Genomic DNA, 19,849 nt, shown 5'->3' on the forward strand with positions numbered 1-19,849 from the left:
TGGTTTATTTTTCTTCTTTTGCTTCGCTAACGCCAGCATCCTGAAAGGAAGCCATCTCGTTCATAAATTGAGCTGCACTCTTTATTAAAGGAAAGCAAACCATTGCTCCTGTTGCTTCGCCCAAACGCATGCCAATGTCAAGAATTGGTTCACCACCCATGATATTCAGCATTTTAATGTGAGCTTGTTCATTCGATTTGTGTGCAAATAAGCAATAATCCTTAATCTTAGGATTGATTTTGAATGCTGCCAGTAATGCTGATGTAATGATAAAACCATCAATTAATAGTGTCATTTTCAGTTCGGCGGCTTTTAACATGGCCCCAACAATCATCACAATTTCAAATCCTCCAAAGTGAGTAAGTACATCAATTGGATCATTAAATTTATTGTATTTTGAAAGGCCTTCGTTTAAAAGATCGAATTTACTTTTTACACCATCTTTATCTAATCCAGTACCTCTGCCAACACACTCCTCCAAAGAAATATCTCCTAAAATACTAAGTATTAGTGAAGCTGATGAAGTATTTCCAATTCCTTTTTCACCGAAAATAATGAAATTACAACCATTTTGGTGAATTTCTTCAATCACTTCGGCACCGCGTTTAATTCCTTCCAAGCATTGCTCTTTGGTCATTGCAGCTTCAAAACGGTAGTTTTTAGTACCGTAGGCTAACTTTCTGTTAATTATAGGAAGGCTTGGATCAAAATCATGATCAACACCCGCATCAACTACATTAAATTTGATGCCATGTTGTTTGGCAAATACAGTTGATGCTGCACCACCTTCCATATAATTATATAGCATTTGGTAGCTAACAGATTTTGGATAAAAACTAACTCCATCATCAGCAATACCATGATCTCCTGCAAATACAACCACATTAGGATTGGTAATCTTTGGATTTAGGCTATTTTGAATTTTCCCCAATTGGAAAGCAATTTTTTCCAACATTCCTAACGAACCAATGGGCTTGGTTTTCGTATCAATCTTCTCCTGTAATTCTTTATTTAAATTGTCTGATAAAGAATCAATTTTAAATTCTATCATCTGTTAATTTCTATTTTTACCAAGAATATTTTTTAATTCAGTTAAACTTTTTTCTAACTGAATTTTGCAGTCATCGTTTGTTTCATTAGCGAATGCTACTTCCAAGTCGGCTAATGCATCTGTTCTTTCCAATTTCACCAATGCAATTGATGCTTTGCTTCTTACATCAGCATCTTTATCACGTAATAAACCAGGAATCCATTTTTTGGAAGACCAGCAAGCCAATTCAATTACTTTATCGATTGCTTCCATTTTTTCTTCTTTCGATCCCGATAGGTTATTATAGTATTTTGATTGAAGATCCTGGATGTCTTTGGTATAAATGATTTCCTCCTTGAAGAAGTCAGGTCGCATTACAGATTTAGGATATTTTACCATTTCATTATTTGTAGCCCAACGAACAATACGAGGAAGCATCCAACGCATACCGGGAGTACATTCCGGGTGACCAACAAAAGAAGCAACTTTTCCTTTACCAACTGTATTGGCTACAATAAATGGCCTGTTGTTAGTCATGTTTGCAGGTGTTCCTTCAACAGTGTGAACATCAGACAACATGGTTCCCAATGATCCTTCTTCAATTTCATCTTCCGCTGAAACCAAAACTGGTCCTTCGTAATACTGACAAAATGAAATTTCACGATCTTTTAATTCCGGAAAGATTTTTTCTCCTTCTTCCGTTAAAGAGAATTTTGCCAAACCATGTCCACGGTGGTCATGTTCAATATCAATGGCTTTATAGCCAGTAAGATTTAAACTTGGATAGTTAGGTGTATTGGTCATGATATATGCTCCGGCGCAAATACCAACTACAGCTACACCTTTGTTTTTTACCAAAGAAACAACTCTTTCAATGCCGACTTCACCAAGACTCATGGTTTCACTTCTTCCACTTCCACCAGGGAATACAATTGCATCAAAATCAAGAATTTCATCAGATACAATCTGACTTGCACGAATCACTTCGCAATCAATTTTTGGATCAATTTTTAAAGCTTCAACAGCATCAGTAATACACCATGGGCTATCACCATTTTTATCAAATACACCAACCTTAATTCTATTTTCGGCTTTTGTAGGAACTCTTTTACAAGAGAATGTTGTAAATAATAGAGCAATTAGTAGTGCTCCAATTGTAAGGAATTTGTTCATGTTAGTTTAGTTAGTGGTTTATTTTAGTGTGTTCTTTATTTCAAGTGGAATACCTGATATTACGATGCTTACAATATCAGCCTTATTTGCAATGTATTGGTTAATTGTTCCTTGGATATCATTAAATCGCATTGCCATATCATTACCCGGATGACCACCCAGGCCTAATTCATTTGTTACAATAATCCAATCACAATCTTGTGCGAATATTTTATCCAGCTCTTCTTTGGCTTGAGCTATTGTTTTATCATCATCATTTTCATTATCGAAGAAAAAATTATTGAGCCATAGCGTAATACAGTCTAGCAAGATGACTCTGTTATTTACATCATGCTGACTTAAGAACTTTTCTTCTTCGATGTTGGTCCATTGAGGTCCCCTGCGAGCTTTGTGTGCTTCAATTCTTTTTCTATGATTATCATCCCAAATCCGTGAAGTGGCCATATATACAGGATTTGAAGTTTTACTTAAGATCAATTTTTCTGCGAATTCGCTTTTTCCAGATCTTTGTCCTCCCGTAATTAAATGAATCATAGCTAAATGTAAATATTATAATAAGAATTATTTGTTATGGTGAATTTACGAATTTATAATTCCGACAAGAATATTTTTTTCCTTTTTTAAAACAGGCTATTCCATGGTAAGTAACAGGCTATAATAATTAGAATACCCACAAAACAAACAGCATGGTTAATGTATTTGATTTTATTGATTTCCTCATTTCTCAAAGGTCGATCATTCTCACCTATATAAGGCTTATTAACACTAACTCCTCCATAATCATGAGGACCTCCAAATCGACAATTTAAAATTCCTGCCAATGCTGATTCAGGATATCCTGCATTAGGACTTGTGTGTGCTTTTCCATATTTAAATATGAATTTTAAACCTCGATAACTTAGTGTAACAGAAGTCATTAAAAAAGCAGTGATCCTTGCTGGTATAAAATTAACTACATCGTCCAAACGTGCTGCGAACCTGCCAAATAATATGTACTTGTCATTTTTGTAACCAATCATGGAATCCATGGTGTTAATCATTTTGTAGCACATCATGCCAGGAACTCCACCTATTGCATAATAAAATAGAGGAGCAATAACACCATCCGATAAGTTCTCTGATAGAGTCTCAAATACTGCCAATCGAATCTCTTGTTCAGACAATTGGGATGTATCACGTCCAACAATCCATGATAGTCTTTTACGTCCTGCTTCCAAACCCATACTATTTAAATGGTGAAAGACTTCAATTCCTTCCTGCAAAAGACTTTTGTTGGCCAATCCATAAAATACAAATACCGACGTAAAAATAAGGTATGCATATTCGTTTAACTGAAGTAGTAAATGTGAGCATAAGTAAAAAAAAGCAAATACCGATGATGCAAGCAACAAACACATAGTTGCACCTTTAATCAACCGATTCTTTCCTTTGTTCAACCATTTTGTCAGTATTGATATTGAATTTCCAAAACCAACTATAGGGTGAGGTAACTTTCTGGGATCTCCAAAAATTAGATCTAAAATATATCCAATAAGAAGGGGTATTATAATGTATTTAATTTGCTCCATTTTTGTAATGCATCAATTAGCAACTGATTTTTTTCTTCATTTAATGTTGCCACGCGAATATAAGAAGAATTTAGTCCACGGAAATTTTTAGCATCGCGAATCAGGATACCAAATTCAGAAATTAGGTAGTTTTTTAACTCTGTTGAGTCACCTTTTTCTAGTTCGATTAAAAAATAGGAAGTTTTTGTAGGGTGAATTTTAAGGCCTGAAATTTTGGCCAATTTTTTAGTGAATTTTTCTGTGCTTGATTTATAATGTATTACAGGAGGCAAAACATCCGCTTTGTGCTGAATCAGGTATTTTCCAGCCTCAATTGCTAGTGAATTTACCGTCCATGGAGCCTTGTAGAATTCAATTTTCTGCACCAATGCCTTGTTTGCAATCAAATATCCCAATCTCAGGCCGGGAATTGCGAAGTTTTTAGTGAGAGATTTTACGATGATAAGATTTTGATGTATTTTGATCAATTCTATTGAAGATGAAATTGTATCGGTAAAATCTATATAGGCTTCATCAATTACAAAAACTGAATTTGGATGATTCTGTAATATAAGATCCAAGTCTTTTTGCAATAAAATATCACCAGTTGGATTATTAGGATTACAGATCCAAATAAGGTCCGTATCGAAGCAGGAAGAAGAGGACAAGTCTTTCCAGTTCATAAAATGAAGTTTGTGATTATTGATTTTACAAGCATCTTCGTATTCCGAAAATGTAGGAACAACAATGGTAGAGCTCGTATTACCATAGCATTGGGCAATAAGATAAAAAGCTTCAGTAGCACCGTTTACAGCCATCAACATGTTGGTTTCAACATCAAGATCTTTCGCCAAAACATGAATAAAACTCTCTGCTGAAGCTTCAGGATAGGAGTCTATGGCATTCCAATTTTTTATCAGATGCTTTTTTAAAGCTTCGGAATATCCACCGTACCAGACGTTGGTGCTAAAATTGGCTTTAATGTCCTGTTTATATTTGTATCCATCATCTCCGTGTCCTTGTAACATGTTGTTATATAGTGTGTAAAGGTTATAGTGTATAAAGATATTACTTTTGGTAATTTCTTTCAAAAAAGAATGAGTTTACAGATGTAATTACAAATGTAAACTCATTATATATCAATTAAAGAATTATTTCTTTAATAAGTAAGGTTTAATTACTGAACTTGTAAAGCGCCAATTAAATCATTGATATCTTGAATGTTGTGGCGTTTCATATAGTCTTCTATGCCCACAACTACCTTTTCAGTAATCTGTGGATCGATAAAATTCGCTGTTCCAATTTGAATTGCGGTAGCACCTGCCAAAATAAACTCAATGGCATCTTTGGCGTTCATTATGCCTCCTAATCCAACTATTGGAATGTTAACGGCATTAAATACTTGCCATACCATTCTAAGAGCAACTGGCTTTACTGCAGGACCTGATAATCCTCCAGTAACGGTTGATAATAAAGGCTTTCTGGTTTCTGCATCAATAGCCATGCCCAATAGGGTGTTGATTAATGATACTGAGTCAGCTCCTTCAGCTTCAACAGCTTTCGCTATTTCAGTAATATCCGTAACATTCGGCGATAGTTTTACCATTAAGTGTTTTTTATACACCTCTCGAACTGCTTTTACCACCGAAGCAGCAGATGCACAGCTGGTTCCGAATGCCATACCACCTTCCTTCACATTAGGACAAGAGATATTCAACTCAATGGCTGGAATGTGCTCCAACTCGTTAATCATAGCAGCTGTTTCTACATAATCTTCAATTACTGATCCTGAAACATTAACTAAGATGTTGGTATCGTAGTGCTTAATTCGCGGATAAATTTCATTGCAGAAGTTTTCAACTCCTTTATTTTGTAATCCTACTGCATTTAGCATTCCTGAAGGCGTTTCTGCCATTCTTGGATAAGGATTTCCTTCTCTATGGTGTCTGGTGGTACCTTTTACTAAAATACCGCCTAAATTGCTTAAATCGATAAAATCTTCGAACTCTTCACCGAACCCGAAGGTTCCAGAAGCGGTCATTACTGGGTTCTTTAAGCTTAGATCTTTAAGTTTTACTCCTAAATTTACCATTTCAGATCGTTTATATTGAATACCGGTCCTTCGGTACAAGTACATTTATTACCTTCTGTTGTTTCAGTTACGCAGCATAAACAAGCTCCAAATCCACATGCCATAGTATTTTCAAGCGAAACTTCGCAAGGAATGTTATTTTGTGCAGAATATGCCGCAACTGCCTTCATCATTGGCTCCGGACCACATGTAAATACGTAATCAAACTTTTCTTTCTCCAATACAGAATGTTGGGTTGGGTATCCTTTCTCACCAAAAGAACCATCTTCTGTAGTAACCAGAATATTACCGTATTCTTTATAAGCATCAAGCTCTACGGCATCTTTTTCTGATCTAACACCAAGAAGTGTAGTTACCTTATTACCTGCTTCTTTAAGATGTTTTGCAAGATATAGCAAGGGAGCCACACCGCAACCACCACCAACAAGTAATGTATTGGCATTATTTGGAATGGAATATTGATTACCCAATGGATAAACAATGTTTAATGTATCACCTTCTTTTAGTTCACCCAATTTTTTGGTTCCATCACCAATTTTTTTGATATACAAGCTAATTGTATTGCGCTCATAATCTACAAAATGGATCGATAATGGTCTTCTAAGGAAGGTTGTGTTGGAATCTTTTACCAAAACGTTTACAAATTGTCCTGGACGTATTTCCGGAAGTGGCTCTAAGGCCTTTACATCCAGCACAAAATGCTCATCGTTCAGCTCTTTTCTTTGTAGTACCTCAAAGTCTTGTACTAATTTTTTCATGGTGCCTAGCAATATTATATCTGTTAAGAATAAATCCAGGCAAAGATAATTCAAAAAATGCTTAAGATGGGTTGTATTCCCTAAAAGTTTTATCAGTATAAAACACAACTACCTTTTCTATTTGTTTACCAGGAACGAACACGTTCATTTCTGAGAAGGATTCAGGCTGATTTACAGGCTTTGTAGGTGTTTCCTTTTTTAATTTAGGAGGTTGAGGAGTAATATTAGGTGTATCTTCTTCCTTTTCAAATTGAATCATCTCATTCTCGAAAAGTTTAGAGGTTTCTTGTGATGTGTACATTTCACCTTCTCCAAAAATAATCCAATCAATGTTGACATGAGGGAAGGATCGTCTTATTTTTTGCACAAAATCGAGGCTCGGCTTGTTTCTGCCTGATAATATATGAGATATACTGGAGCGCTGCACGCCAATTGTATCGGCAAATTTTGAAGATGTTAAGCCTTCACTGTTTATTAATTGAACGATTCTATCTTTCATAGGTTGATATTTTACAGATGTTAACTGTGTCTGTCGATACAAAGGTAAAATTAAATTTACAAAAAGCAAATAGAAAATTCAAATTAGGGTTACTTTTGTAATTTATAATTGTAAACCGACAATTTAACCTGTAACAATTCTCAATTTACAATTGTATTTTACATTTATAAATGATTTAAGCTCCTAATTTCTGGACATATAGACTTAAAAAGGATTCATAGAATAAACTGAATCCATTAGACCATCACTCAAACAAATGGAGTGTATAATACTCTAAACAGAATCAACATGAGTCTAATTGCTAGTTTTTCAGCTCATTAGACTTGTTTACAAGTGTATTTATTAGGAATATAACAAGAATCAACACTAGTTCGGCCTGTTTGATTGATATCCTATTCTATTTTTAAATCAATTGAAATCCATAAAACATTGAATTACAGCATTATAAACATGTGGAGTTTACAATTTACATTCTAATTGATATAGTTTTATAGTATTGTAAACTATATGTCTAAAGTAATAATTTAATATAGCTCTATAAGTATCTGGTTACTAGAATTAAACACTCTTAAATGTCAACTACTATTAGATTTGTAACCTATATTTAAACAATATAATACATTTAAAATGTGTATACAAAAAGCAATTGAGAATAAACAATAGTATGGATACGAAACCACACAAATAGGTTACAATTATAAATTACATATGTAAATAAATGAATTTTGAAAATTGGACTTGACTCCAATTATAGTTTACAACATTAATTTAATGATGTAAACAAATAATGTGAGAAAAAAATGCTTTTGTTTACTCGAAATGGATTGACAATTGTATTTTTTCAATCATATGGTCTGATTGTTTACAAAAATTACAAGCTAAGGAGCTTAAAAATGGTAAGAATTGTTGACAATGTTCAGTAATTGAAGCAGATGCAAGTATAAATAGCAAAATAATTATTGCTAAAATCTAGAAGAATAATGGTATTTGCAAGACAAGAAAGCCTATTTCGACTTTCTTATCTTTACATATCCCATAAAAAGAATATAGATTGAGAATCCTACAATTAAGATTCTTAAAATAAGGTTTTCTGTTACACTCCCATTGGATGTTAAAATATCTCTTGATAATGCAGGAATCATGAATATTAAAAGTCCAAAAACCAAAACCAGCATTGCAATTGTAAATATCCGTCGGAGTTTGATCTGCTTTGGAGACAACTCCTTCTTTTTAGCCTGTTTATTCTTTTTATGATCCTTTGATTTGCTTTGTGGGGTTTTCAATGCTTTTTTTAATCGACTACCTACAAGAAAGGCAAATACGCATAGTCCTATTACGATATATAATTCTTTACTCATTTATATGATGTTTATAGAGTGTTTCTTTATTTTATTTTTCTTTTCTGCAAGATTGGGGCAATGACTTGCTAAAAGCTCCCAGAATTGGCTGGAATGGTTTTTAACGACTGTATGACACAATTCGTGAAGGATAACCATATCCGATAAATCTTCTGGCAAACGCATTAAATGCAAACTCAAATTGATTTTATTATCATGAGAGCAAGAGCCCCATCGGCTTTTGGTATTTTTGATTTGTACGGAATGGTACTTAAATCCATGTTGTTTCGCAAGAAATTCTATCCTCTTAGGCAAATAGTATTTTGCTTCGCGCCGAAGAGTTTCAATTATGGATTTTCTGATAAACTCTTGTAAGCCTGTATTAATAATTTCCATTCCTTCGGGATAAATTACCTCAAGTATGCCATTATTAAGTTTCGAAGAATAAGACTTGGTAGTTACCTGAGTAATTCTCAGCTCGTGGTATTTGGTTTTAAATTTGGTATTCTGATCAAAAATGGTTTGCTGACTTTCCCTGGCATCTTTCTTCTGTTTAGCTTGAATGATCCAGGCCTTGTTTTCTTCAGCAAACTTTATGGCTTCCTCGACGGAAATGCAATTGGGAACGTTTATCCAAATTCCTTTTGTTGGAGCCATGCGAATTGATAACCGCCTGAAACGCTTATCGGTTCTTAGTGCAATTTCTCCAATGTCTTTAATATAGATGATTTTTTCTGTAGGCATAAAAAAAGCTTTGCAAAATGCAAAGCTATTAAAATATCTAATTTTGGAAATTACTTTTCCTTAATTAAGGTGCTTAATCTGGTAAATGATTCATCTACATTCTTAATCAAGTCGTTAAAAATTGACTTGTAATATGCCTTTACCATTTTAGGATTATCTTTTCCATCAGGATGGTTAACTCTTGCAATTAAATTATTTCTTGCAATAATAGTATCCTTGATGATATCCATTACCTGCTCCCTATTTTCCGGGTGCAAATAATTATAGTTATAACAATCTGAAATAACCTCAAAACAAAGATAATCAATGTCTTTTTTTAAGCGTCTTCTACTAGCCATCTTAATAGTTTTTGATGAATAAATCGGGATTCTTCCCTCTGATCGGGAACAAAGGTAATAAACCCCGATTAATTTATCATTTAAAAATAGATAAAACTTGAGCACTTAGGAGTAGTCAGCCAATTGTTCAGCTAAAATTTTTCGCCCCTGGAATATTCTACTTTTAATGGTGCCAATTGGCAAATTTGCATGTTCAGCAATTTCGCGGTATTTAAATCCCTCTAAAAACATTTTAAAAGGCGTGCGCAAGGATTCTTCCAATTTGTTCAGTTCCTTCATGATATCCTTATAGTTTTGTATAGAATAAGGATTGTCAAAACTTACATTTACCTTTCCTATATTGTTGTTTGTTTCATGAGCCATCCACTCACGTTGCTTTAACTTCTTTCTATATGCATTTATGAACAAGTTCTTCATAATTGTATAAAGCCAAGCTTTAAGATTGTTATGGCTAAATTTTGCTTTGTATATGAAAGCCTTCAAAACGGTTTCCTGGCATAAATCCAATGCATCTTCTCTATTGTTGGTTAATCGGTAAGCATAAATTCTAAGTTGCTCTTCTAAATTAACGATCGTATTATTAAATTCTATTGTTGTCATGATTGTACCTCCTATTGTTTTGTCTAATAAAAATACAAAAAGATTAGACAAAAGTCAATAAATCCTTAAACAGAACTTTAATAACAGTTCCTGATTCTAAATAAAAAAAGCCTACATTCTTTTAAATGAAAGGCTTTTGGCAATTCTATATTAGTCTTTCTAAATAAGACTAAAAAGTCTTTTAATTACTTCAATTGAAGTAGCTTTTTAAATTTTTGTGGAGATGTAATCAATTTCATGGAATCAGGCACTTCTACCCCTTCTTGCTTAAGCTGTAAGCCAGTGACCATTAGCTCTATATTTTTAAAGGATTTTTCCATACTTAACAAGTAGACATTAATATCCTCTGGATTAATCGGCGAAATGAAAGAGCTGATAATATAATCAGGATTGTAATCATTTACTGCGCTTACCAAATCCTTAAATGGCAGATTTTGTCCAAGATAAAGCGTACTGAATCCATTTCTTCTTAGTATATAATTGTAGAATAGAATCCCGACTTCATGCAACTCACCTTCCTTTAAGTATATCAGCACTTTCGACGCACCTTCCACTGACTTTCCTGAAAGAGAATCGATCGATGCAAATAATTTTTGTCTAATCAAATTTGAAATAAAGTGTTCCTGAGCTGGATTGATTGAGCCAACTTGCCAAAGCACTCCTATCCTTTCGAAAAAAGGGAAAAGTACTTCTACAATGGTTGATTCCATTCCGCTTTCGAGTATGTATCTGGACAAAATAGACTCAAACAATTCTTCATTAAAATTTACTGTTGCAAGCGTAAGTTTCTCTATGTGAAATCCAATACTTTTATTTGACCTTGACAACTCTAATATTTTAGCTTCAAGATCAATGGTGCTTAATTTAGCAAGGTGAGAAATTTTAATTCCTGATGAATTAAGCATTGAAACATTAAGCAGTTTACGAAGGTCACTATCAGAATATGAGCGAATATTGGTCTTGCTCCTTTCAGGCTGAATGATACCATATCTTCTTTCCCATATTCGAATGGTGTGAGCTTTTACTCCTGTTATTTTTTCAAGATCTTTTATGGAATATTTACTCATATTTTTCAGTTAGTGAGAAGAGTGAAAATCCACTCTCTTTAATAATTATTAAATCTAATCAAAAAAACTAAAACCTGCATAAAATGGCAGGTTTTAGTATGTATTGTAGAGATTATTCTGGCAATAAAACCTTATCGATTACATGAATTACTCCGTTAGTTCCCTGAATATCTGTTGCAGTTACGTTAGTATCTCCGTTAATTGTTACGCCCGAACTTGTATCAATATCAAGCATACTTCCTTCGTTTAGAGTTGATACCATGCCAGTTGATACCTGATCTGATCTTACATTACCAGAAACAACATGGTAAAGCAAAATTGGAGTTAAAGTTTCTGCACTTAAGTCGTCAATTCCATCAACTCCTAAGGCTTCAAAAAGTGCTTCAAAAGCTGCGTCTGTTGGAGCAAATATTGTAAATGGTCCATCTCCACTTAAAGTTTCAGCTAAATCAGCCTTTACGACTGCGGCTACCAAATGCTCGAAGTTGTCGTTAGCAATTGCAATATCAACTACATTAGGAGGTAATAAAACCTTATCAATTACATGAATAACACCATTGAATGCTTCAATATCTGCTGATGTTACCGTTGTTTCTTTGTTTAGCTTTACTCCATCGCTCGTGTCTAATCGTAACGTTACAGGATCCATATCCGGACTGTTGGTAGCTAGTGTTTCCACATAGCCCGGATTAATATCCGTTGACATAACCTTACTGCCTAAAACATGATAAAGTAGAACTTGAGTTAGTGTTTCGACGGATAAATCCTCAATTCCTGAAACACCCAGATTGGTAAATAAATCCTGAAAAGCCTGATTGGTTGGTGCAAAAACTGTAAATGCACCTTCTCCATCCATTGTTTCTACAAGACTAGCTTTGTCAAGAGCTGCTACCAGGCTGGAAAAATCGCCATTTGCTGCTGCAATATCTGCTATCGACTGTGCTTCCTCTTCTGCTCCAGGAATTAACACCTTATCAATTACATGTATTACCCCATTGGTTCCTTGTACGTCAGTAGCAATAACATTGCTTGATCCGTTGATAATAACTCCACTACCATCAGCATCAATTTCAAGATCAGCTTCGGCATTTAGAGTTGAAACTGTACCAGTGCTAACATCGGCAGCTCGAACATTTCCTGAAACAACGTGATAGGTAAGAATTGGGGTAAGATCTTCTGCTGACAAATCTTCAATTCCATTTATGCCCAGATCAGCAAATAAAGCCTCGAAAGCGGCATCAGTTGGAGCAAAAATCGTAAATGGCCCATCTCCTCTAAGTGCATCTACTAAATCAGCTTTAATTACTGCATCTACTAGATGTGAGAATGTAGCATTTGCGATAGCTATGTCAACAACATCAGGAGGAAGAAGAACCTCGTCAATGATGTGAATCACGCCATTGGACGCCATAACATCGACGCTGGTAACATTGGCGCTATTATTTAATTTTACGCCCGAATCAAGACCAACGAGTAAATTGATAGGATAATCACCAGGAGTAAATGTACTTAGTGTTTGCACATAACCATTAGATAAGTCTGTTGATTTTGCTTGAATACCCAATACATGATATAAAAGAATCGGAGCTAAAGCTTCAGCACTCAGTTCATCAATACCTGAAACTCCCAAATCCGTAAACAATTGCTCAAAAGCAGCATTTGTCGGTCCAAATACCGTAAAAGGTCCATTGGCATTTAAAGCTTCTACCAAGTCTGCCTTTGTAAGAGCGGCAGCTAAAATTGAGAAGTTATCATTACCTATTACAATGTCAACAATATTCTTGTCTGTTGGCATTGGATTTGGCATGTCATTGTCATCATCTTCGCATGAAACATTAACTATTGCTGCGATCATTAGGAGAAATAATCCTAAACTAAATTTGTAATTCCTGAAATTCATGTCATTTTTTTTTAATGGTTCAATCAGGAAACAAATTCAATTCATTTTTTGTTCATCAAAATCAGAAAATAATTATACAAAAATATAAAAATAAATACAACGCCTTACTGTTTTTGGGCATTTTAAGATTTTACTTTTTCTGCAATTATTTGCGGAGGGTAAGTTAATTTTCCTTCCGTTTTAGCAACAATTGTGGAAACGGTGGCATCTCCTGTTACATTTACAACCGTTCTAAGCATGTCTAAAGGTCGATCTATACCAAGTATTAATGCCAGACCTTCAATAGGAATACCAACTGATGTAAGAACGATAATAAGCATTACGATGCTACCACCTGGTACACCTGGGGTTCCAATAGAAGCCAATGTGGCTGTTACGACAATTAAAAGCTGATCGTAGATATCCAATGTTACACCAAACACCTGAGCAATAAAAACCGCTGCAATAGCTTGATAACAACTAGTACCATCCATATTGATGGTGACTCCAACTGGCAAAACAAAACTTGCAACTTCGTTTGAAACACCCATTTTGTTTTCAACACACTCCATGGTTACAGGAAGTGTTGCTGCACTTGAACTTGTAGAAAATGCTAATAATTGAGCTGGAGAGATTGATTTGTAGAAGTCAGTATACTTTATTGGAGTAAAAATTCGTAAGAATAATGGATATATTAAAAAGATCATGATCAATAATCCCGCTATTACTGTTATTGCATACCATCCCAATGCAGTAAAAAGGTCTACATCTCCTGAAAAATCAACAATTAATCCGGCAATTAATGCAAATACTCCATATGGTGCAAAAAGCATGATGATATCAATGATTTTTAGAATAATAGCATCTATTCCATCAAAGAATTCCTTTACTACTTTTACCTTTTTTTCTTCCAGAATCACCATTGCGATCCCAAATAAAATGGCAAAGAATATGATTTGCAGCATTTTGGTATTGTCTGTGGCTGCTTTGAAGAAATTGTCTGGTACCACGTCAACTAAAAATTGAAGTGGAGATTCTTCCTTGATATGATCGGCTTGATTCTTCTTAAGACTAATATCTGACCCAAACCTTTCTTGAAGTTCTATTTTTTTGTGCTCTGGGAAGGTGTTTCCAGGTTCAAAATTATTTACCAGTAAAAGTCCAAAACTAACTGCTATAACTGTAGAAATCACATAAAGTGAAATGGTTTTTATTCCTATGCGTGAGAGTTTTGAGATGTTTGAAAGACTTGAAATCCCCTTAACCAATGAAACAAATATTAGTGGGACAGCTATAAGTTTTAAAAGGTTTAAAAAGATTGCACCCCATGGTTTTATCCAATCTGCAGTGAATTTGGTTAAATCAAAATAAACAGCAAGCATTCCTCCAACAATACCTAAAGCCATTCCTATTAATATTTTCACATAAAGGGGTAATCTTTTCCACATAAGCTGTAATTTTAATAAGCTTTAAAGGTAATTGTATGAAATAAAAAAACAAAGCCCGAAAACCAATTGGTTTTCGGGCTTTAAATATTTTTTGAATTGCTATTAGCAACCACAACCGCTTCCACAGCCTCCGTCATTACAACTTCCGCTATCACATCCACCTTGTGGTGCATAAACTGCTTGTTTTTCTTCGTCAGTAGCATCTCTTACCTCGATAACTTCACCTTTAAAATATAAGTCATCACCAGCTAATGGGTGATTGAAGTCCATTTTAACAGTTGCATCTGCTACTTCTAATACAATACCGTTCATTCTACGACCTGAACTATCCTGCATTGGAACCACATTTCCTTCTTTAATCATTTCTGCGTCAAACTCTCCGTTTACTTCAAAAATATTTTTAGGAAGGTCAATAACAGCCTGCTCAGAAGCTTCACCGTATGCTTCAGCAGTTTCTAATTTAAATTCGAATGATTCACCTACTTTTAATCCCATTAGGTTAGATTCGAATTTTTCAAGCATTTGACCAGCTCCACACAAGAATGTTAGTGGAGTTTCAGTAACTGCTTTTTCAATGATTTCACCAGCTGGATCAGTTTTTAATTCGTAAATAACTGATACCATTTTATCTTTTGCAATAGTCATAATATCTTTTTTTTAGTATTTTATTCTTTAGACTTTCTTATAAATCCGATACAAAGAAAGTACATTTATTTCTTTATTCAAATAAAATCGGAGTTCTTGGTCTAATATTAACGGATTTTAGTATTTATTTGTAATTAGCTGGATTCAGGGCATCAGGACGCCAATTGTAAAGAAATGATTTAACCCGATTGAAATCATAACCTTTATCCTTTTCTAAATTCCCGGTGTTTTGAGTGTGGATTCTCTCTCCTTTAGCATTTAGAACCAGCATTACAGGAAAGCCAAAGCGTTGAGGATAACCAAGATCCATTAAAACGTCTTTGTTTTTATTTTCTTTGCTGTAATTTACCTCCAAGAATACATAATTATCATTCAAAAGCTTATTAATTTCTTCTTGGCTATGAAGATATCGGTGCATTTTAATGCACCATGGGCACCAATTACCCCCAACTTGAATTAAAACATGCTTCCCTTCTTTTTTTGCTTTAGCCACAGCCTCAATAAGATCCTTTTTTGCATCAGCATTTGGATTATAGATCCTTTGAGCTGATAAGCCATTCGTAATGAATAAGGCTAGACTTAAAGTCAAAAACAACTTAAATGTTTTCATTTGTTCAGTATTTATATCATTCATCATGATTTAATTAATGTCCGAAATTAATGATTTATTTCAATGAGAGGAGTTTGAAATTGATTTTTAACAAGGAAATAACAGCCTAACTTTATATCTTGTGTAATTATCGTCTAGATTGTTAGTGTTTTAAGGGGATATGTTATAAAAATACATTCAAACCCTATTCTTCTTACCTAAGAAATCATAGCTTTACGCAGGAAATTAAAAGAATTTAAATTGTATGAGTACGCAAGGGAAAATAGACCTTAGTTTTGATAAAAACCACATTTGGCACCCTTACACCTCGATGAAAGATCCATTGCCAGTATATCCGGTGGTCTCAGCAGAGGGTGTAAAGTTAAAACTGGAAGATGGTCGTGAACTAATTGACGGAATGTCATCTTGGTGGTGCGCTGTTCATGGATACAATCATCCTGTGTTAAATGAAGCTGTTGAAAAGCAACTACAAAACATGTCTCATGTGATGTTCGGCGGTATAACACACCAACCGGCAGTTGACCTTGCTAAGTTACTGGTAAAAATTACTCCTAAATCTTTAGAAAAAGTATTTTATTGCGACTCAGGTTCGGTTGCTGTTGAAGTTGCAATGAAAATGGCAATACAGTACAGATTTGCCACAAATAATCTTAAGAAGAATAAATTTCTTACAATACGCTCCGGTTATCATGGCGATACTTTTAATGCGATGTCAGTCTGTGATCCGGTTACCGGAATGCATGAAATTTTTACTGGAGTATTACCGATAAATTATTTTGTAGAAGCTCCCACTTGCAAATTTAATGAGGATTGGGATGAAGAAGCATTTGCTCCAATGGATAAAATGATTAGGGAGCATCATGGAGAATTAACAGCTGTTATCCTTGAGCCGATTGTTCAAGGTGCTGGTGGAATGAGATTCTACCATCCTGAATATTTAAAAAAATTGAGACTGATTTGTGATGAATTTGACATTTTATTGATATTGGATGAAATTGCAACAGGATTTGGTAGAACTGGTAGGATGTTTGCCTGCGAATACGCAAATATAGAACCAGATATCATGACCGTCGGCAAGGCGATTACTGGTGGATATATGTCATTTGCAGCAACTTTAACCAATTTAAAAGTAAGCGAAGGAATTTCTTCTGGCACACCAGGAAATTTTATGCATGGCCCTACTTTTATGGGAAATCCAATGGCTTGTGCTGTTGGGATAGCCAGTATTTCTCTGCTATTAAGCGATAATTGGCAAGCAAAAGTAAATAAGATAGAAAGTACTCTTGAACAGGAATTAAAGGCTGCAAGAAGCTTTAATAACGTTGCTGAAGTACGTATTTTAGGGGCAATTGGGGTTATTGAAATGAAAGAACCTGTTGATATGGCCAGTATGCAAAAGAAATTTGTTGAAAATGGAATCTGGGTTCGTCCTTTTGGCAAGAATGTATACCTGATGCCTCCATTTGTTATTAGTGATGAAGATTTAATTTTCTTATGTAAAAAGCTTATTTCTATAGTTAAAGATTGTTAATATTGTGATGAGTAGTTTATTGGATAAATACAAAGAGGAATTAAGCAAATTAGAGGATTCGGGAAACCTGAGATCACTAAAAAAAATCTCAGATAATGACTTCAAAGTGAACCTCTCCTCCAATGATTATTTAGGAGTAAGTAAGAAAAATATTCCAAGACCTAAGGGAAATTCTTTTGGATCGGGTTCATCACGTTTACTGACGGGTAACTTTCCGGAATATGAACAGTTGGAAGAAGAATTAGAAAGATTATACTCGCGCTCCGCCCTATTTTTTAACTCTGGATATCATGCAAATATCGGAATTTTATCCGCCTTATCCGGAAAAGGAGATTTAATCTTGTCAGATAAGTTAAATCATGCTAGTATTATTGATGGAATTCGCCTATCGAATGCTGAATACATGCGTTTTAAGCACTTGGACTACAATCAGCTTGAAACAATATTGCAAAACAAAAGAAATCAATATGATAAGGTATTTATTGTAAGTGAATCGATTTTTAGCATGGATGGTGATGAAGCTGATGTGCAAAGACTTATCGAATTAAAGAAAAAGTACAATTGCTTTTTATATCTCGACGAAGCTCATTCCTTAGGAGTAAGAGGAGAAAAGGGATTAGGAATAGCCGAGGAGCTTGATTTCATGCCTGAAATAGACCTTTTGGTAGGTACTTTTGGCAAAGCCATGAACTCAATAGGGGCATTTGTAATTTGTGATTCAATCATTAAAAAGTACCTGATTAATCGAATGAGATCCTTAATTTTCACAACTGCCTTGCCTCCTATCGTAATCAGTTGGAATATTATCATGCTGCGCACTATCGTTAAAATGCAAATAGAAAGAGAGCATGTAATGATGTTAGCTAATAAACTGAGAGATAAACTTATAGAATTAGGCTTAAAAACAGATGGTAATTCGAATATTGTTCCCGTAATTATCGGCGATAGTCAACAATGTGTAAATTTAGCTGAGTATCTGCAAAAGAAAGGATTTTTGGTCTTTCCAATTAGACCACCAGCTGTTCCTGTTGGCACTTCGCGTTTGCGTTTATCGATTTGTGCAGATATGAACTGGGAAGAACTACAAGATGTACCACGATTGATAAAAGAATATTGCAATGAAAACTAAATGGTTACATAAAACTTCAAAAAAGAAGTGTATTCTTTTTTTTAACGGATGGAGCTGTGATGAAAAGCCATTGCAGCATTTAAATTCAAAGGAATATGATATTCTTAGTTGCTATGATTATAGAGATGTTTTACTTCCTAAGGAGGTGAATCGTATTTTTGAAAATTACGATAAAGTTTATCTTATAGCATGGTCTTTAGGTGTTTACGCTGCAAATCTTTTATTGAAAAATCGAAAAAGTTTATTTGCTGACGCAATCGCTATTAATGGTACCATAAATCCAATTGATAACCTAAAAGGTATACCTCCTGCAGTTTTTCAGGCTACTATAGATGGGCTGAATTTAAAGAGTTTGGAAAAATTTTGGATGAGAATGTGTGGAGGAAAATCTGCCTTTACTCTCTTTAAATTGAATGTTCCAAATAGGGAATTCGATAATCAGTTACTGGAATTGAAAGAGCTTCAGAAGCTTGTTCAAAACCACTTTGTAGATTGGAACATATACAACAAAGCCTTAATTGGCAAACAGGATTTAATATTTTCTGCAGACAATCAAAAACTTGCATGGAAAGAATCTATTGATATTGTAGAAAGAGAATATCCTCATTATTGCTTTGATAAATGGAATTCGTGGGATGAGATAATTGAAGATTTAAGTCGTGGGAAATCAGAATGTTAATAAAGAAAATGTTCAAAAAAGCTTTGTAAAAAGCATTGAAACTTATCGCAAGCATGCTATAGTACAAGAAGCTATTGCATCGAGACTAATAAATGAGTTACTGAACATTAAAAAGGATAATTTTCAGAAGGTTCTTGAAATTGGATGTGGACCAGCGGTTCTAACCGAGAAGTTTTTTCGCCATTTTAGGGCAACGGAATACTTTGCCAATGATATCGTTGAAGAGTATAAAGATGTACTGCAAAACATAGACAATAGTATTCGATTTTTTGGAGGAGATATTGAGTCAATTGATCTCCCTAAGAATCTTGATTTGGTCATATCAAGTTCTACTTTTCAATGGTTTACGGATTTGGAGTTGTTTCTGAGTAATATTTATGATGTCCTAAACCCCGAATCTCTGTTGGTATTTAGCTCCTTTGGCCCTGATAACTATCGAGAGATTAGGGATGTAGAAGGAAAAGGATTAAACTATTTATCATTTGGAAAGCATGAAAGATTACTGTCTGATAAATTCGAAATCATATGGAGTGATAGAGAAACAATCAAAAGATACTTTGCTGACCCGGTAGGTGTATTAAAGCACATGAAGCAAACTGGAGTAAATGGACTTCCTGGTAAAGTATGGACAAAGAGTGACTTAAAAAGATTTGAAGAGGATTATTCGGACCTATTTGGAACCGAATTAGGTGTTCCTCTAACCTATCAGCCAATTTACTTTATTGCAAAACCTAAAAAATAAA

The 19,849-nt window shown here is 34.5% G+C and carries 21 protein-coding genes; 4 read left to right on the top strand and 17 right to left on the bottom strand.

Translation table 11 applies throughout. From position 1 onward, the window contains the following. Window positions 1-4: 4 nt before the first annotated feature. From cobT to NQ163_RS05705, 17 genes are all read right to left on the bottom strand, one after another. Complete coding sequence (gene cobT, locus NQ163_RS05625) at window positions 5-1,051, bottom strand: nicotinate-nucleotide--dimethylbenzimidazole phosphoribosyltransferase (RefSeq protein WP_268189298.1); 1,047 nt, start codon at window positions 1,049-1,051, stop codon at window positions 5-7. Between the two features lie 3 nt (window positions 1,052-1,054). Then, on the bottom strand, window positions 1,055-2,203 hold the full coding sequence (locus NQ163_RS05630) for a BPL-N domain-containing protein (protein WP_268189299.1): 1,149 nt from the start codon (window positions 2,201-2,203) through the stop codon (window positions 1,055-1,057). A gap of 18 nt (window positions 2,204-2,221) precedes the next feature. Next, on the bottom strand, window positions 2,222-2,737 hold the full coding sequence (locus tag NQ163_RS05635) for a bifunctional adenosylcobinamide kinase/adenosylcobinamide-phosphate guanylyltransferase (protein ID WP_268189300.1): 516 nt from the start codon (window positions 2,735-2,737) through the stop codon (window positions 2,222-2,224). Window positions 2,738-2,823: 86 nt separating this feature from the next. Continuing rightward, window positions 2,824-3,771: an adenosylcobinamide-phosphate synthase CbiB gene (cbiB, locus tag NQ163_RS05640; protein WP_268189301.1), complete on the bottom strand. Its 948-nt coding sequence runs from the start codon at window positions 3,769-3,771 to the stop codon at window positions 2,824-2,826. Further along, window positions 3,747-4,778, bottom strand: coding sequence for a pyridoxal phosphate-dependent aminotransferase (locus NQ163_RS05645; RefSeq protein ID WP_268189302.1), 1,032 nt, complete (start codon window positions 4,776-4,778; stop codon window positions 3,747-3,749). Before NQ163_RS05645 ends, cbiB begins: the two co-directional genes overlap by 25 nt. Before the next feature lie 149 nt (window positions 4,779-4,927). After that, window positions 4,928-5,842 (bottom strand): dihydroorotate dehydrogenase, encoded by a 915-nt coding sequence (locus NQ163_RS05650; RefSeq protein ID WP_268189303.1) that lies wholly within the window; start codon window positions 5,840-5,842, stop codon window positions 4,928-4,930. Beyond that, window positions 5,836-6,600 carry a dihydroorotate dehydrogenase electron transfer subunit gene (locus NQ163_RS05655; protein WP_268189304.1) on the bottom strand — a complete coding sequence of 255 codons (765 nt, stop codon included), beginning with the start codon at window positions 6,598-6,600 and terminating at the stop codon, window positions 5,836-5,838. Before NQ163_RS05655 ends, NQ163_RS05650 begins: the two co-directional genes overlap by 7 nt. Before the next feature lie 61 nt (window positions 6,601-6,661). Next, the gene (locus NQ163_RS05660) at window positions 6,662-7,099 is read right to left on the bottom strand and encodes a helix-turn-helix transcriptional regulator (protein WP_268189305.1); all 438 of its coding nucleotides are present in this window, start codon (window positions 7,097-7,099) and stop codon (window positions 6,662-6,664) included. Window positions 7,100-8,103: 1,004 nt separating this feature from the next. After that, window positions 8,104-8,457, bottom strand: a complete 354-nt coding sequence (locus NQ163_RS05665) for a hypothetical protein (protein WP_268189306.1) — start codon at window positions 8,455-8,457, stop codon at window positions 8,104-8,106. After that, the gene (locus NQ163_RS05670; protein WP_268189307.1) at window positions 8,458-9,180 is read right to left on the bottom strand and encodes a M48 family metallopeptidase; all 723 of its coding nucleotides are present in this window, start codon (window positions 9,178-9,180) and stop codon (window positions 8,458-8,460) included. Between the two features lie 50 nt (window positions 9,181-9,230). Further along, window positions 9,231-9,518 (bottom strand): hypothetical protein, encoded by a 288-nt coding sequence (locus NQ163_RS05675; protein ID WP_110359561.1) that lies wholly within the window; start codon window positions 9,516-9,518, stop codon window positions 9,231-9,233. A gap of 105 nt (window positions 9,519-9,623) precedes the next feature. Then, a complete protein-coding gene (locus NQ163_RS05680) occupies window positions 9,624-10,118 on the bottom strand; it encodes an RNA polymerase sigma factor (RefSeq protein ID WP_120241237.1) in 495 nt (164 codons plus the stop codon). Between the two features lie 185 nt (window positions 10,119-10,303). Further along, complete coding sequence (locus tag NQ163_RS05685; RefSeq protein ID WP_268189308.1) at window positions 10,304-11,185, bottom strand: MerR family transcriptional regulator; 882 nt, start codon at window positions 11,183-11,185, stop codon at window positions 10,304-10,306. 112 nt (window positions 11,186-11,297) lie between these two features. Beyond that, the gene (locus NQ163_RS05690) at window positions 11,298-13,085 is read right to left on the bottom strand and encodes a fasciclin domain-containing protein (protein WP_268189309.1); all 1,788 of its coding nucleotides are present in this window, start codon (window positions 13,083-13,085) and stop codon (window positions 11,298-11,300) included. Between the two features lie 122 nt (window positions 13,086-13,207). Continuing rightward, the gene (locus tag NQ163_RS05695) at window positions 13,208-14,512 is read right to left on the bottom strand and encodes a dicarboxylate/amino acid:cation symporter (protein WP_268189310.1); all 1,305 of its coding nucleotides are present in this window, start codon (window positions 14,510-14,512) and stop codon (window positions 13,208-13,210) included. 102 nt (window positions 14,513-14,614) lie between these two features. Beyond that, window positions 14,615-15,157: an FKBP-type peptidyl-prolyl cis-trans isomerase gene (locus NQ163_RS05700; RefSeq protein ID WP_120241241.1), complete on the bottom strand. Its 543-nt coding sequence runs from the start codon at window positions 15,155-15,157 to the stop codon at window positions 14,615-14,617. A gap of 124 nt (window positions 15,158-15,281) precedes the next feature. Further along, the gene (locus NQ163_RS05705; RefSeq protein WP_268189311.1) at window positions 15,282-15,767 is read right to left on the bottom strand and encodes a thioredoxin family protein; all 486 of its coding nucleotides are present in this window, start codon (window positions 15,765-15,767) and stop codon (window positions 15,282-15,284) included. Window positions 15,768-16,011: 244 nt separating this feature from the next. Between NQ163_RS05705 and bioA the strand changes: the two genes are divergently transcribed. Genes bioA through bioC form a run of 4 tightly spaced genes read left to right on the top strand, consistent with a single transcriptional unit; the run spans window position 16,012 to window position 19,848 of the window. Continuing rightward, window positions 16,012-17,298, top strand: a complete 1,287-nt coding sequence (gene bioA / locus NQ163_RS05710; RefSeq protein ID WP_268189312.1) for an adenosylmethionine--8-amino-7-oxononanoate transaminase — start codon at window positions 16,012-16,014, stop codon at window positions 17,296-17,298. 7 nt (window positions 17,299-17,305) lie between these two features. Next, on the top strand, window positions 17,306-18,427 hold the full coding sequence (locus tag NQ163_RS05715) for an aminotransferase class I/II-fold pyridoxal phosphate-dependent enzyme (RefSeq protein ID WP_268189313.1): 1,122 nt from the start codon (window positions 17,306-17,308) through the stop codon (window positions 18,425-18,427). Beyond that, window positions 18,417-19,106, top strand: coding sequence for a pimeloyl-ACP methyl esterase BioG family protein (locus NQ163_RS05720; RefSeq protein WP_268189314.1), 690 nt, complete (start codon window positions 18,417-18,419; stop codon window positions 19,104-19,106). Before NQ163_RS05715 ends, NQ163_RS05720 begins: the two co-directional genes overlap by 11 nt. Beyond that, window positions 19,087-19,848 (top strand): malonyl-ACP O-methyltransferase BioC, encoded by a 762-nt coding sequence (bioC, locus tag NQ163_RS05725; RefSeq protein WP_268189315.1) that lies wholly within the window; start codon window positions 19,087-19,089, stop codon window positions 19,846-19,848. The genes NQ163_RS05720 and bioC overlap by 20 nt, the downstream gene beginning before the upstream one ends. Window position 19,849: the final 1 nt, after the last annotated feature.

The organism is Marinifilum sp. D737, from assembly GCF_026672275.1.
Classification (GTDB): domain Bacteria; phylum Bacteroidota; class Bacteroidia; order Bacteroidales; family Marinifilaceae; genus Marinifilum.